This window comes from Labrys okinawensis, assembly GCF_002982075.1.
Lineage (GTDB): Bacteria > Pseudomonadota > Alphaproteobacteria > Rhizobiales > Labraceae > Labrys > Labrys okinawensis_A.
Genome location: NZ_PUEJ01000008.1, coordinates 183,200 through 196,642, shown reverse-complemented (window position 1 = coordinate 196,642; position 13,443 = coordinate 183,200). Strand labels below are relative to the sequence as shown.

Here is a 13,443-nt window from a genome sequence, read left to right as displayed (position 1 = left end):
GATTTGTGCGGCGCGGGATGGTGCGTTTATAGAAGGATTCCAGTCAGGCCGCTACTGCCTATTTGGCGCCGGCAGCCATGCCGGGAATGCGGGATTTGGCGCCTCGAAGGCAGGGTTCGGCAGGGACGGCCAAATCGGCTCGATTTTTAACGCTTTATTAAGGCTGATCCCGGATTCCCGGGCCTGACACCACGATTCCTCGCGATTTCCGCCGTGTGACCATCGACACGGCACGCTCGCGCCGCAATCGGCATCTACTCCGCCAACCTCAGCTTTCAGAACGCGGCCGAACTTTTGCTCTTGAGGACATCATGCAGCCATTTGCCCCCTTGCTCGCCAAGCTTCGCACCGAGTTCCGGCATGCCTGGTTTCCGACCTTGCTGATCTGCAGCATGGTGATCCTGCACGACCTGGCCACCGGCATCCAGCATGGCGGGCTGGTGGTGGCGCTGCTGATCGCTGCCTTCGTCCTCGCCCGCCCCGCCTTGCTTCGCCAGCGCTCGCCGCTGCAGAGCTGGCGCCACAGCCTGATCTACGCCGGCGCCATCCTGGCCGCGACTCTGATCTCCCTGGGCACGCTCGACTGGCTGAGACTCTGAAGTCGATGCCGCTGACGATCGGGCGCTGCAGCAACCGGCGTCACCGCAGCTTTATCCAAAGCGGGCTCTTCCAAGCCTTTAGGGCATCGAGGAAGGCCTGCAGCTTTGCTGGAAGGAAGCGTCGCGTCTGGTAGACGGCATGCACGAAGATCTCGGGCGAAGACCAATCCGGCAGGAGGCGCACGAGTTCGCCGCTCTCGATGCGTTCGTCGCAATAGGTCGAGGGCAGGAGCCCGATACCGTGCCCCTTATAGGTGAAGGCACTCACGGCCTGGAAATCGCGGCTGGCGATCGGCCCGGAAACCTGGATTTTCACGGCCCTGCGGCCATTGACCAGATGCCATTCGGCTTCGTTGTTGCGCCCGTTCATCAGCACGCAGCGATGGCGGGCGAGATCTTCCGGCTTGGCCGGCCGGTCACGCCCCTCCAGATAGCCCGGCGTCGCCACGACATAGCGCACGCTCTTGCCGATGCGCTGGGCGATGATGCTGGAATCCTGCAGTTCTCCGAAGCGGATGGCCACGTCGACATTCTCGGCGATCAGGTCGAGAAAGACATTGGTGACGACGAGATCGACCTGGATCTGCGGAAAGGCCTTCAGGAAGGACGAGATGAAGTCGTAAAAGGGCTCCTGCCCCATGATCACCGGCACGGAAACCCGGAGCAGGCCCTCCGGCCTTCTCTGCGCCTGGACGAGCACCCGCTCGGCATCCTCGAGCTGGACGAGTGGCTCGCTGCATTGCTGGTAATAGGCTCGCCCCTGGCTCGTGAGTGTCAATTTGCGCGTCGTCCGCTGCAGCAGCGTCACGCCCAATTGTTCCTCGAGCGCGCTCACCTTGCGGCTGACGGTGGAGACCGGCATGCCGAGCGCGTGGGCGGCGCGGCTGAAGCTTTCGAACTGCGCCACCTTCGCGAAAACGGCGATGTCGTTGAGATCGGCCATTCCGGGATTTTTGCATGGATGGAAAATTGATTCCATATATTTCCATCTAATCAAAAGACTGGCGGCAGCGCAAATTCTTCCCACGAGAGCAAACCAACTCGTGGAGAACTCAAATGACAAACAAGGTCGTCATCGTCACCGGTGCTTCCCAGGGTATCGGCGCAGGCCTCGCCAACGCCTTCCTCGACCAAGGCTACGCCGTCGTCGCGACATCGCGGCGGGTTTCCGAAACGGATGAAATCCGGGCTTCCGAGAGGCTGGCCCGCGTCGACGGCGATATCGCCGACCCCGCCACCGCTCAGCGTGTGGTCGAAACCGCACTGGCCCGCTTCGGGCGGATCGATGCCCTGGTCAACAATGCCGGCATCTTCTTCACCAAGCCCTTCGTCGACTACACGCTGGAGGATTACCGCCGGCTCGCCGCCACCAATGTGGAAGGCTTCCTGCACCTCACCCAGGCGGTTGTCCGGCAGATGCTCACGCAGAAGAGCGGCGGCAGCATCGTCAGCATCACCACGCCCCTGGCCGATCATCCGATCGCCGGCGTCAACGCCTCGGTCGCCATGGCGACCAAGGGAGGCATCGAGGCGTTGTCCAAGAACATCGCCATGGAATATGCGGGCGAGGGCATCCGCGTGAACACGGTCGCCCCTGGGGTGGTCGACACCCCGCTTCATAAAGACAGCCCAAGGGATTTCATCAAGGCCTTGTCGCCCATGCCCGGCATTTCCGCTGTCGAGGAAATCGTCGGGGCGGTTCTCTTCCTGACCGAGGCTCCGCGCATAACCGGGGAGGTGCTGCACGTCGACGGCGGCGCACATCTGGGCAAATGGTAAGGCCGGATATAGCGGCGGCTGCCGGCGCGGAACGGCGGCTGGAGGAACTCGGCATCGCTCTTCCCCCGCCTCCCACGCCGTTCGGCGCCTATGTCGAGGGCGTCAGGATCGGCCGGCTGCTCTTCCTGAGCGGAATGCTGCCGGTGATCGACCGCAAGCCGCAATTCATCGGACGCCTCGGCGGCGAACTTACTGCCGAGCAGGGCTACCAGGCTGCCGAACTGGCCGCCCGCAGCGCCCTCGCCGCCATCAGGCAGGAGCTCGGTTCGCTCGACAAGGTGACCGGCATCGCCAAGCTCGGCGTCTATATTGCCACGCAAGGCGATTTCCGGGAGCATCCAAAAGTTGCCGACGGCGCCTCCGAGCTTCTTCTCAAGGTCTTCGGTGCCGAAATGCTGTCGGGCCGGGTCGTGCTCGGGGTCGCCAGCCTGCCCCTCGGCCTGCCGGTCGAGGTCGAGCTGGTGGTCGAAATTGCCGATTGAACCGGCTCCCCGTGGAGCGGCGCTCAGGCGCCGCTCGCACTGAAACTCGCTTGCGCCATGTCGAGAAAGGCCGCCGGGCGGCAAGGACGAGCATCACAGCCCTCCATCAGGCCTGCCCCACGCTGCCATAGACCATGCGGCCCTGGTGGAAGGTGGCCGTGCGCGCTGGCATGCGGGCCACCGCCTCGGCCGAGCAACTGGCGGGAACCAGCGTGAAGGCCGCGTCGTCGCCGGCCTTCGGCCAGGCGCGCTTGCCGCTGTCGTCCAGCGGCAGCACGCCGCCGGTGGCGATCGACAGCGAGCGCGAGAGATGGAATTCGTCGGAGCCCCGGTAGAGCTGCGCGTAGAGATTGGCCTTCTCCAGCATATCGCCGCTGCCGAAGGGCGACCAGTGATCGATCACGCTGTCGGTGCCGGTCATCACGAAGACCCCCTTCTCGCCGAGCTGCGGCAGCGGCATCATCAGACTGCCGATCGGCACCGTCGAAGCGATGGTGATGCCCTGCGCGGCAAAGCGTGTGGCGAGTTCGGACAGCGCCTGCGGCGAGAGCGTGGTAAGCGCGAAGGCATGGCTGATGGTGAGCTTGCCCTTGAGCGGCGGGTTCTTCTCCACCGTGTCGACCATGTAATTGATCGCCGCCACGCCGGCCGGGCTGGTCTCGTGCAAATGGATGTCGACCCCCTTGCCGGTGTCGAGGGCGATCTGGAACATGGCGTCGAGCGATTTTTCCATGGCGCCGTCGACATTGGTCGGGTCGAGGCCGCCCACATACTGTACGCCCATGCCCATCGCTTCGCGCATCAGGCCGTCGACCTTGGAATGCAGCAGACCGTGCTGGGGAAAGGCAACGATCTCGCAGGTAAAATCGCTGCGGTGGTTTTCCAGCGCGCGCTGCAGATGTTCCAGGCTCCTGAGGCCGCTGACCGGATCGATGTTGCAATGGCTGCGCGCCACCGTGCTGCCCTTGGACTGCAGCAGGGCAATCAGTCCCTCGGCGCGCTGCTGGGAGGTCGGCAGCAGCTCAGGCAGCAATTTCTGCTCCAGCGCGATCATATCCATGATGGTCTTGCCCTGGCGCGGCCGCGGGGCCTGCCAGGGTCCGCCATAGAAGGTCTTGTCGAGGTGGATGTGCATGTCGCGCATCGCCGGCAGCAGGAGCTGGCCATGGGCCTGGTAGCGCGGCAGGCCGTCGGCCAGCCCGGCACTGGCCGCATGCAGGGCCACGATCTTGCCGTCCTTGATCTCCAGCGTGTAGAGCGCCGTGCGGGTGCCGATCACCGTCTCGCCATCATATTCGAAGCCTTCTTCGAGGCGCACGCCGCCGAGATAATAATGGCGATCGGTGAGCGCGCTGGCCCCGGCCTCACCGGCATGGCTCGCGCCGGTAGTCGCAGCCAGGGCGCCGCCGCCGGTCATGCCGATGGCGGCCCAGGCGGTGGTGAGTGTTCCGGTTCGGCTGAGAAAAGCCCTGCGGCTATGCTGCTGGTGGTTTTCCACGGTGGTTTCCTGCCCTCGCTGGATGGTCTGGCTCCCAATTTACGAGGGGGCCCGCGACGATGGCAGCGACATTTGCCAATGCTGATCATTCGATTCGGCAATGACGAAGCCAGCGCAAGGACAGCCAATGAGGGGCCAGGCCGTTCATGCGAGAAGAACCCGGGGATTTTCGGGCCTATGCTTCCAGCCCGCAGAAGGCGATCAGCCGCTCCGCCAGGGTGGCGACGGCATCGGCGGCACCTTCGCGATAATAGACCGCCAGTTCGAAATCGGTCACCGGCTGCAGACCTTCGGCTTCGCCCAATATGCGGTGGCTGGGCAGCCGGCAGCCGGCGGGCAGCAGGGTGACGCCGAGACCGGCAGCCGAAGCGGCCATGAGCGCGGCCAGGCTGGCGCTGCTGTAGCCGACACGCCAACGCCGGCCGAGGGCGTCGAGCGCTTGGCACAGCTCCTCGCGATAGAGCCCGTTGGGCGGGAATACCGCCAGCGGAACCGGGGCCTGCTCGATGGCTGGAAAGGCAAGGCTGTCGAGCCAGAGCAGGGGCTCGGGCCTGGCAGCACGCGGCGGTTGCCGGCGGCGCTGCTTGACCAGGATGAGATCGAGCTCCTCCCGCGCATAGGCATTATGCAAGTCCGCGCTCAGGCCGCTGGCGACGTCGAGCCGGAGATAGGGGTGCTCCCTGCTGAAGACGGCCAGCAATTCGGCGGTCGGGACGGTATAATCCTCGGGCATGCCCAGCCGCAGCACGCCGTCACGCCACAGGCCGGTCAGCGCGTCATGCGCTTCCTCGTTCAGGGCGATGATGCGTCGGGCATAGCCCAATAGCTTCACGCCTTCCTCGGTGAGCTGCACCTGATGCGAGGAACGTTCGAACAGCGGCTTGCCGAGCATCTCCTCCAGCCGGCGGATCTGCTGGCTCACCGTGGACTGCGACAGGGACACGCGTTCCGCCGCACGGGTGAAGCTCATGGTGTCGCACACCGACACGAAGCTGTTCAGCAGCTGCGGGTTGAACATCGGATAGCGATTCATGCGCCCACCGCCGGCACCTCTCAGTTCGATCCCTCGACCATAGACCACAGTCGGGCTCGTCATGGGCATGCCCGAGGCGCACGCAAAAGAAAACGGCGCGGTGAAGCCGCGCCGTTTTCATCAAACTCGATAGAGAACGCCTCAGTCCTTGCGGCGCAGGCGCACGATCACGTCGACGCGGGCAACTTCATAGCCTGCTGGCACCTGCGGCATCTCGGCCATGTTGACCTCGCCGGGAATGTCGAGCACCTCATTGTCGCCTTCGACGAAATAATGATGGTGCTCGTGCACATTGGTGTCGAAATAGGTCTTCGACCCGTCCACGGCGAATTCGCGCAGCAGGCCGACTTCGGTGAACTGGTGCAGCGTGTTGTAGACCGTGGCGAGGGAGACGGGCACCCGGGCCTTGGAAGCCTCGTCGTGCAGCATCTCGGCGGTGATGTGGCGATCGCCCTTCTGGAACAGCAGCCAACCCAGCGCCAGGCGCTGGCGGGTGGGCCTCAGGCCGACGTCGCGCAGCATCGAACGCACGTCATGGAACGGGCAACCCGTGCGCTGGTGGTCGCGGGAGGAAATCTCGCGAGAAGGCGAAGTTTCCGGCGTGGCCGCCTTGGCGGAACGATCGAAATGAATGACTGTGGTCGCTGACATGATGCGGTTCTACAACTTTTTTCGCCGACATTCTAGGCCAAGTGATACCGCTGACGCAATCATCATAATGGTTGATGCCAACTAGCCCCCGGAAAAATAGTGCTTTTTGACGATCACCCTCGCTTCAGGGCAGTCAAGACCTGCAACCCAGGGTGGCCGGTGACCGGCAGGCCGAGCCGGCGCTGCACGTCGCGGATGGCCTGGATGGTCTTGTTGCCGATCGAGCCGTCGGGCGTGCCGACATCGTAGCCCTTGCGGGCCAGCAGGGCCTGCAACTCCTTGCGCTGCGCCCGCGACAGGCCGGGATCGTCGGTCGGCCAGGGCGTCGCGAAGGGACTGCCACCCCGGATGCGGTCCGACAGGTGGGCGATCGCCAGGGCATAGGATTCAGCGGCGTTGTAGGAATAGATCGCATCGAAATTGCGGAAGACCACGAAGGCAGGCCCCTGCGGCCCCGCCGGCAGCAGGATCGCCGCCCGGGCATTGCCACCCTGCAGCGGAGCGCCGTCGATGCGGGTCACACCCATCGCAGCCCAGGCGCCGAGCGGGCGTTTCTTGGTGCGGCCGGCCAGCCCCGCCTTGAAACCGGGCGGCAGGCGCACCTCATAGCCCCAGCGTGTGCCGGCGGTCCAGCCGGAGCGGGCCAGGTAGTTGGCGGTGGAGGCGAGCGCATCGGGCACGGAATCGACCACGTCGCGCCGGCCATCGCCATCACCGTCCACGGCCAGGCGCAGGAAGGTCGATGGCATGAACTGGGTGTTGCCGAAGGCGCCGGCCCAGGAGCCGACCAGATGATCGGGATTGACGTCGCCGCGCTGGATGATCTTCAGCGTGGCGATGAGCTCACCCTGGAAATAGGCCTGGCGCCGGCCGGCATAGCAGGAAAGCGTGGCGAGCGACTGCACCAGCGGGCGTGTGCCCTTGCTCTCGCCATAGTTGGATTCGACGCCCCACACCGCCACCACCACGGCCGGATCGACGCCGTAGCGCCGCTGCACCCCGGAGAGCACCGAGCCATATCGGGCCAGCATCTGCTTGCCGTCGGCGACGCGCTGCGCATCGACCAGCGAGGCCATATAGTCCCAGATCGGCGTCTTGAACTCGGGCTGCTTGTTCATCGCGTCGATCACGGTCATGTCCGGCTGCAGGCCGCCGAGCTGCCGGCTGATCACCGATGACGACACACCCGCCGCACCGGCGCGCGCGCCGATGGCGGAAAGGCACTGTTGGAAGGAGGCGGCCGTCGCCGGCAGGGCGGAGAGGGCGAGCAGCGCAAGGGCGGGCAGGACTGTCTTTTTCATGGCCTCGATCATGATTCATCAAGGTAAATGAAAGATGGCCAAACCGGCCGAAATGGGGTGCGGCAGGATTAATTACGCGCAATGATTGCGCAGACATGACGGCAGATCGGGCGAATGCCTTCTCCCCCTTGCGGGAGAAAGGCGCTGCCTACCTGTTCGCCCCCGGCACCCAGAGCACGTCGCCGCTGGCCTTGTGGTTGAGGTAGCGGCTGGCCACGAACAGATGATCGGAAAGGCGGTTGACATAGGCGAGCGCCTCGGCGGAGACGAGTTCGCCCGCCGATTGCGACAGCGCCACCATCACCCTTTCAGCCCGGCGGCTGACGGTGCGAGCCAGGTGCAGATAGCTGGCACAGGGCGTGCCGCCCGGCAGCACGAAGCTTTTCAGCGGCGCGAGATCGGCATTCATGGCATCGATCTCCTGCTCCAGCCGGTCGACCTGAGCCTGCACGATACGCAGCGGCGTCCAGGTGATCTCCTTCTCGCCGCCCTCGGGCGTGCACAGATCCGCGCCGAGATCGAACAGATCGTTCTGAATGCGGGCGAGCATGGCATCGACGTCCGCGTCCTCGCGGGCGCTGTGCTGGCGGGCGAGGCCGATCACGGCGTTCGCCTCGTCGACCGTGCCATAGGCCTCGACCCTCAGATCGGCCTTGGAGCGGCGCTCGCCGGTGCCGAGCCCGGTGGAGCCATCATCACCGGTGCGGGTGTAGATCTTGTTGAGACGAACCATTGCGCTTGCCCGACCTCGTTTGGGTTTCAAAAATCATTGTCATCGCAGGCGCAGCGACGCAATCCAGGGACCGGGAAGCACAAGGCAACTGCCACAAGTGGCCCGGCCAGGAGAGCATCCGGCCGGGCCTTGTGCCGGCACCACGTTATCCCCAACAGGTACCGGACGGGCGGACCCTAGGGGGCGGATGTAACTCAAACGTAAACACGAGGCGGTTTGCCCAGCGCTCCGCTAGCGATGGGCAAAATAGATCGCCGCCATGATGATGATGATCGCCACTGCCTGCAGCAGGACGCGCATCTGCATCAGGCGCTGGGAGCGCCAGCCATCGCCGCCCTTGAGCATGTTGTGCAGGCCCATGCCGAGCACGATGGCGACCGCCAGGATGGCGAAGGGCACGAGAATATAGAAGAACTTGGCCATCCGGCGGTTCTATGCCTTCGCTCAGCCGGCGTCGAGGCCGATGTGGCATGCGGTCGAAAAAGTCGCGGCCGCCGGCCGGACGGCGGTCTTCCACCGCCCACCCTGGCAATGCTATGACAAATGCGATCATCCGCTCGAATACCGCGCTGCGGCCTCCTTCGTCCGATGACGTTTTTTCATCGCGCAGGGAGAGAGCGGTGCCCGAGTCAGCCGGCAAGATCGTGCATGTGGTGTGCTGCGGCGCCTCTTCCTTCGATTCGATCTTCCAGCTCGACAGCCTGCCGAGCGGCCCCGGCAAGGTCCTGCCCAGCCGGGTCACCGAGGTGTCCCATGGCATGGCCGCCAGCGCCGCCGCCGCGATTGCCCGGCTGGGCGGCCGCAGCGCCCTGCTCTCGCGCGTCGGCGACGACGCGATCGGCGAGCGTATCGTCGCGGACCTGACCGCGGCCGGCATCGACTGTCGCTTCATCCGCCGGGCCCGGGGCGCACGCTCGCCGATCTCGACCGTGCTGGTCGACCGCCATGGCGAAAGGCTGGTGGTGCCCTATTATGATCCGGCGCTCGGCCAGGACCCATCCTGGCTGCCGCTCGAACTGGTCGCCCGCGCCGACGCCGCGCTGGTCGACATACGCTGGCCCGAGGGCGCGGCCGCCGTGCTCAAGGCGGCGCGCGCCGCCGGCCGTCCCGCCGTGCTCGACGCCGATACCGGCCCCGCCGGCGTGACGGTCGAACTTGCCGAGCTGGCCAGCCACGTCGTCTTCTCCGAACCGGCCGCGCTGGCGCTGAGCGGCGCATCGAACCCCGGCCCAGCCCTGCGTGCGCTGGCCGGGCGTTTTGCCGGCTTTCTCGCCGTCACCGCCGGCCCGGACGGCTGCTTCTGGCTCGACCGCGAAAGGGATCGGGTCGAGCAGTTGCGCCCGCCTGCGGTCGAGGCGGTCGATACGCTGGCGGCGGGCGACGTCTTCCATGGCGCCTTCACCCTCGCCATCGCCGAGGGGGCGCCCATCCCGCGGGCCATCGCCTTCGCCAATGTCGCTGCCGCCCTGAAATGCCGCAGTTTCGGCGGGCGGCTGGGCACGCCCGGCCGGGCCGAGGTGGAGGCGGTGCTGTCGGGTCTGGAAAGAACAGGTCTGGAGGAAAGATGACAAGTGTTGCCGAATTGCGGGCCCGCCTCGCCGAAACCCCGATCCTGCCGGTGATGGCGATCAAGGACGCGGATGAAGGCCTCGCCGACATCGACGGCCTGGTGGCGGCAGGTGCGCCGGTGATCGAGATCCTCTTCCGCACGCCCGAAGCCCCGGCGGTATTGAAGGCCGCGAAGGCGCGCCATCCGCATTGCCTGTTCGGGGCCGGCACCATGCTGCTGGCGCGCCATGTGCGCCTGGCCCTCGACGCCGGTGCGGACTTCACGGTCAGCCCCGGCCTCACGCCCGCCTTGCAGGCCTCGGTGGCTGCCAGCGGCCTACCGCATATCCCGGGCGTACAGACGGCCTCGGAGACGATGCAGGCCTGCGAATATGGCTATTCTCTGATGAAATATTATCCCTCCGAGGCCTCCAACGGCCCCGTGGTGCTGGCCGACTACGCAAATATCTTCGAGGGCGTCGGCTTCGTCACCACCGGCGGCATCGAGACAGCGTTGCTGCCGGCCTATGGCGCGGTGCGCAACATCGTCGCCGTCGGCGGCTCCTGGATGCTGCCCTCGCGCCACACGCCCGGCTCGCCCTGCCTGCAGCAGCAGGCCGCCATCTTCAAGGCGGCGCGGGCGGCGACCGAGCGGTAGGTGGCAAGCAACTTCCCGGGTGCGCGGACGTCTCGTCCGCCTCTTTCTTACCCCAAACGTCGTGGTTCCAAGAGCGGACGGGACGTCCGCTCTACCGGGGCCGAAGCCTTTATTCCTCGTCCTCCTGGCTTTCCTCCTCGCCATTCCTGACGTCGCGGCTGTAGACCAGGATCTCGCGCTTGCCGGCATGGTTGGCCGGGCCGACGATGCCTTCCTTCTCCATGCGCTCCACCAGAGAGGCGGCGCGGTTGTAGCCGATCTGCAGGCGGCGCTGGATGTAGGAGGTCGAGCACTTCTTGTCGCGCATCACCACCTTGAGGGCCTGGTCGTAGAGGTCCCCGCCATCCTCCGAGCCCATCGCCGTCTTGTCGAACACGGCGCCGTCGGCGGCTTCGTCGTCGCCGCCTTCGTCCTCGTCCGCCGTGATGGCGTCGAGATAATCGGGCCGGCCCTGGGCTTTGAGATGGGTGACTACCTTCTCCACCTCCTCGTCGGAGACGAAGGGGCCGTGCACGCGCGAGATGCGCCCGCCGCCGGCCATATGCAGCATGTCGCCCTGGCCGAGCAGTTGCTCGGCGCCCTGCTCGCCCAAGATGGTGCGGCTGTCGATCTTGGTGGTGAGTTGGAAGGAGATGCGGGTGGGGAAGTTGGCCTTGATCGTGCCGGTGATGACGTCGACCGAGGGACGCTGCGTCGCCATGATCAGGTGGATGCCGGCGGCACGCGCCATCTGTGCCAGACGCTGGATCGGCCCTTCGACGTTCTTGCCTTCCTGGATCATCAGGTCGGCCATTTCGTCGACGATGATGACGATGTAGGGCACCGGCGAAAGGTCCATCTCCTCCTGCTCGTAGAGGGCCTGGCCGGTCTCCTTGTCGAAGCCGGTCTGCACGGTGCGCATCACCGTCTCGCCCTTGGCCTTGGCCTCGGCGGCACGCTGGTTGTAGCCGTCGATGTTGCGCACGCCGAGCTTGGCCATCTTCTTGTAGCGCTCCTCCATCTCGCGCACCGCCCATTTGAGCGCGAGCACCACCTTCTTCATGTCGGTGACGACGGGCGCCAGCAGGTGGGGGATGCCGTCATAGATGGAGAGTTCGAGCATCTTCGGATCGACCATGATCATGCGGCATTCCTCCGGCTTCAGCCGGTAGAGCAGCGACAGAATCATGGTGTTGATGGCGACCGACTTGCCTGAGCCGGTGGTGCCGGCGACGAGCAGATGCGGCATCTTCTCGAGCTGGGCCATCACCGGCTCGCCGCCGATGGTCTTGCCCAAGGCGAGCGCCAGCTTGAACTTCGACTTCTCGAAATCCTCCGAAGCCAGAAGCTCGCGGAAATACACCATCTCGCGCTTGGAATTGGGCAGCTCGATGCCGATGACGTTGCGTCCGGGTACCACGGCGACGCGGGCCGACAGCGCCGACATCGAGCGGGCGATGTCGTCGGCGAGGCCGATGACGCGCGCAGCCTTGATGCCGGCGGCCGGCTCGAGCTCATAAAGGGTCACCACCGGGCCGGGGCGGACATTGATGATCTCGCCGCGCACGCCGAAATCCTCCAGCACACCTTCTAGCAGGCGGGCATTCTGTTCGAGCGCCTCCTGGGAGACGCCGACACCGGTCTGCTTGCGCGGTTCGGCCAGGAGGGAAAGCGGCGGCAATTCGTAGCGGTGCTCGAAGGGAAAATCCGGCTCGCTCTCGCGCTGGAGCCGTTTGCCCGGCTTCACCGCCGCGCTCGGCTGGGCCACCCGGGTGGTGGTGATGGCGGGCTCGACGCGGCGCGCGGCTTCTTCGGCACTGATCAGTGGCCGGCGCGGCGGCGGCATCGGTGGCAGCTCATCCTCGTCGTCATAGGGCGCATAGGCCGGCTGGCTGCCGGAATATTGATCGATCGCTTCCGGCAATTCCTCGCCGTCCAGCGAAACGGCCTCATGCGGGCGCCGGGCATCGGCGCGCGGGGCGGTGCGCGGCGTGAAGGCCGGCTCGCGGCGAGGGGGTTCGGGTTCGGCCCGCGCAGCCACCGGACGGGCGAGGAGATGGGCGGCCGCCTTGACGCGGGCGAAGAGGTCCGAGATGCCGCCGGGTGTGTGCATCGGCGGCTCGCGGCCGTCGCGATCCAGCCTTTGGCGGTCGATCCTCTGATAGTCTTGTCGGCTCGGCGTGACCTTGACGCGCTTGCGGAAGAGCGCGCTCTTGGCCATCAGGCCCCAATGCATCAGGGCGCCGAGCACGGCGGAACGCTCGTCCTCCTCGTCTTCCTCCTCACGGACGCGGCGCGGCTGGCCGCGGATGCGCATCGGCATCTCCGGCGCCGGGCGCTCCTCCTCGCGATACTGGAAGAAGAAGCCGGCGGCGATCGCCAGGCTGAAAAAGGCGGCAAAGCCGAGCACCAGGGTCAGCACGAACTGGCCGATCACCGATTTGCCGGCGAAGAACAAAGGCGTGAACAGATAGAACACCCAGTCGCCGCTCGCGCCGCCCAGGCCCGTGGGCAGCGGCCAGCTCGAGGTGGCAGGCAGGCCCGAAAAGCAGCCGGCCGCCAGCAGCACGCCGACCACAAGGCAGATCAGGCGCATGCGCTGGGAATCGAAGGCTTTGTGCGCCAACAGACGCCAGCCGAGAAAGGCGAGCGGCGCCAGCAGCGCGATCGAGGCGATGCCGAACATCTGGGTGAGGAAATCGGCGGTGACGGCACCGGAAAAGCCGAGCCAGTTGCGGATCGGGAGGGCGCCGCCGACATGGTTGTAGCTGGCATCCTGCACCGACCAGGTCGCCAGCGCGATCGCGGCCAGGCCGGTCGCTCCGATCAGCGCCATGCCGAGCAGTTCGTTCAGCCTGCGCGTCAGCATGCTCTTCAGTTCGTCGGGAAGAGCGTAGCTTTGTGCAAAGCCGCGTCGCATGGTCCGCATTGCCGTAACCTCAAAGTTGCAAGGTGCGGCAATCCGGATCGGATCGAGACGTCCTTTCGGAAATCTGACGGGAACGCAACACCAATAGCCCAGGCTCACGCTAGGCAAGGCGGGTTAAGGGCCGGTTTATGGCAGGGGAGCGCCAATTTCCGGGGGGGTGACGGTGTTTTCTGTTGTTTTCCAGGCTTCCGCCGCGTTTCCAAGAGACGGACGGGACGTCCGCGCACCCGGGATAGGAGCCTGCCCTTCCCGC

At 65.8% G+C, this 13,443-nt stretch carries 13 protein-coding genes; 5 read left to right on the top strand and 8 right to left on the bottom strand.

What is annotated here, in order from left to right; genetic code table 11:
* Positions 1 to 311: 311 nt before the first annotated feature.
* Complete coding sequence (locus C5L14_RS21505; RefSeq protein ID WP_105864121.1) at positions 312 to 599, top strand: hypothetical protein; 288 nt, start codon at positions 312 to 314, stop codon at positions 597 to 599.
* A gap of 40 nt (positions 600 to 639) precedes the next feature.
* Here the strand turns inward: C5L14_RS21505 and C5L14_RS21500 are convergent, their stop codons facing one another.
* A complete protein-coding gene (locus C5L14_RS21500; RefSeq protein ID WP_105864120.1) occupies positions 640 to 1,542 on the bottom strand; it encodes a LysR family transcriptional regulator in 903 nt (300 codons plus the stop codon).
* 113 nt (positions 1,543 to 1,655) lie between these two features.
* Here C5L14_RS21500 and C5L14_RS21495 point away from each other — a divergent pair, with 113 nt between their 5' ends.
* Together C5L14_RS21495 and C5L14_RS21490 are read left to right on the top strand one after the other, a co-directional pair.
* Complete coding sequence (locus tag C5L14_RS21495; protein WP_105864119.1) at positions 1,656 to 2,378, top strand: SDR family NAD(P)-dependent oxidoreductase; 723 nt, start codon at positions 1,656 to 1,658, stop codon at positions 2,376 to 2,378.
* Positions 2,372 to 2,860, top strand: coding sequence for a RidA family protein (locus tag C5L14_RS21490; protein WP_105864118.1), 489 nt, complete (start codon positions 2,372 to 2,374; stop codon positions 2,858 to 2,860). The genes C5L14_RS21495 and C5L14_RS21490 overlap by 7 nt, the downstream gene beginning before the upstream one ends.
* Before the next feature lie 106 nt (positions 2,861 to 2,966).
* Here C5L14_RS21490 and C5L14_RS21485 read toward each other — a convergent pair whose 3' ends face one another.
* From C5L14_RS21485 to C5L14_RS21460, 6 genes are all read right to left on the bottom strand, one after another.
* The gene (locus C5L14_RS21485; RefSeq protein ID WP_105864117.1) at positions 2,967 to 4,358 is read right to left on the bottom strand and encodes an amidohydrolase family protein; all 1,392 of its coding nucleotides are present in this window, start codon (positions 4,356 to 4,358) and stop codon (positions 2,967 to 2,969) included.
* A gap of 175 nt (positions 4,359 to 4,533) precedes the next feature.
* A complete protein-coding gene (locus C5L14_RS21480; RefSeq protein WP_245443485.1) occupies positions 4,534 to 5,454 on the bottom strand; it encodes a LysR family transcriptional regulator in 921 nt (306 codons plus the stop codon).
* A gap of 78 nt (positions 5,455 to 5,532) precedes the next feature.
* The gene (gene irrA, locus C5L14_RS21475) at positions 5,533 to 6,042 is read right to left on the bottom strand and encodes an iron response transcriptional regulator IrrA (protein WP_105864115.1); all 510 of its coding nucleotides are present in this window, start codon (positions 6,040 to 6,042) and stop codon (positions 5,533 to 5,535) included.
* Positions 6,043 to 6,155: 113 nt separating this feature from the next.
* Positions 6,156 to 7,343, bottom strand: coding sequence for a lytic murein transglycosylase (locus C5L14_RS21470; RefSeq protein WP_105864224.1), 1,188 nt, complete (start codon positions 7,341 to 7,343; stop codon positions 6,156 to 6,158).
* 148 nt (positions 7,344 to 7,491) lie between these two features.
* On the bottom strand, positions 7,492 to 8,076 hold the full coding sequence (locus C5L14_RS21465) for a cob(I)yrinic acid a,c-diamide adenosyltransferase (RefSeq protein WP_105864114.1): 585 nt from the start codon (positions 8,074 to 8,076) through the stop codon (positions 7,492 to 7,494).
* A gap of 231 nt (positions 8,077 to 8,307) precedes the next feature.
* Complete coding sequence (locus tag C5L14_RS21460; protein ID WP_105864113.1) at positions 8,308 to 8,499, bottom strand: twin transmembrane helix small protein; 192 nt, start codon at positions 8,497 to 8,499, stop codon at positions 8,308 to 8,310.
* Positions 8,500 to 8,696: 197 nt separating this feature from the next.
* Here C5L14_RS21460 and C5L14_RS21455 point away from each other — a divergent pair, with 197 nt between their 5' ends.
* Positions 8,697 to 9,644: a PfkB family carbohydrate kinase gene (locus C5L14_RS21455; protein WP_245443484.1), complete on the top strand. Its 948-nt coding sequence runs from the start codon at positions 8,697 to 8,699 to the stop codon at positions 9,642 to 9,644.
* On the top strand, positions 9,641 to 10,282 hold the full coding sequence (gene eda / locus C5L14_RS21450) for a bifunctional 4-hydroxy-2-oxoglutarate aldolase/2-dehydro-3-deoxy-phosphogluconate aldolase (RefSeq protein WP_181161282.1): 642 nt from the start codon (positions 9,641 to 9,643) through the stop codon (positions 10,280 to 10,282). The genes C5L14_RS21455 and eda overlap by 4 nt, the downstream gene beginning before the upstream one ends.
* A 109-nt stretch (positions 10,283 to 10,391) precedes the next feature.
* On the opposite strand, the gene C5L14_RS21445 is transcribed toward eda, so the two are convergent.
* Complete coding sequence (locus C5L14_RS21445; protein WP_245443482.1) at positions 10,392 to 13,190, bottom strand: DNA translocase FtsK; 2,799 nt, start codon at positions 13,188 to 13,190, stop codon at positions 10,392 to 10,394.
* Positions 13,191 to 13,443: the final 253 nt, after the last annotated feature.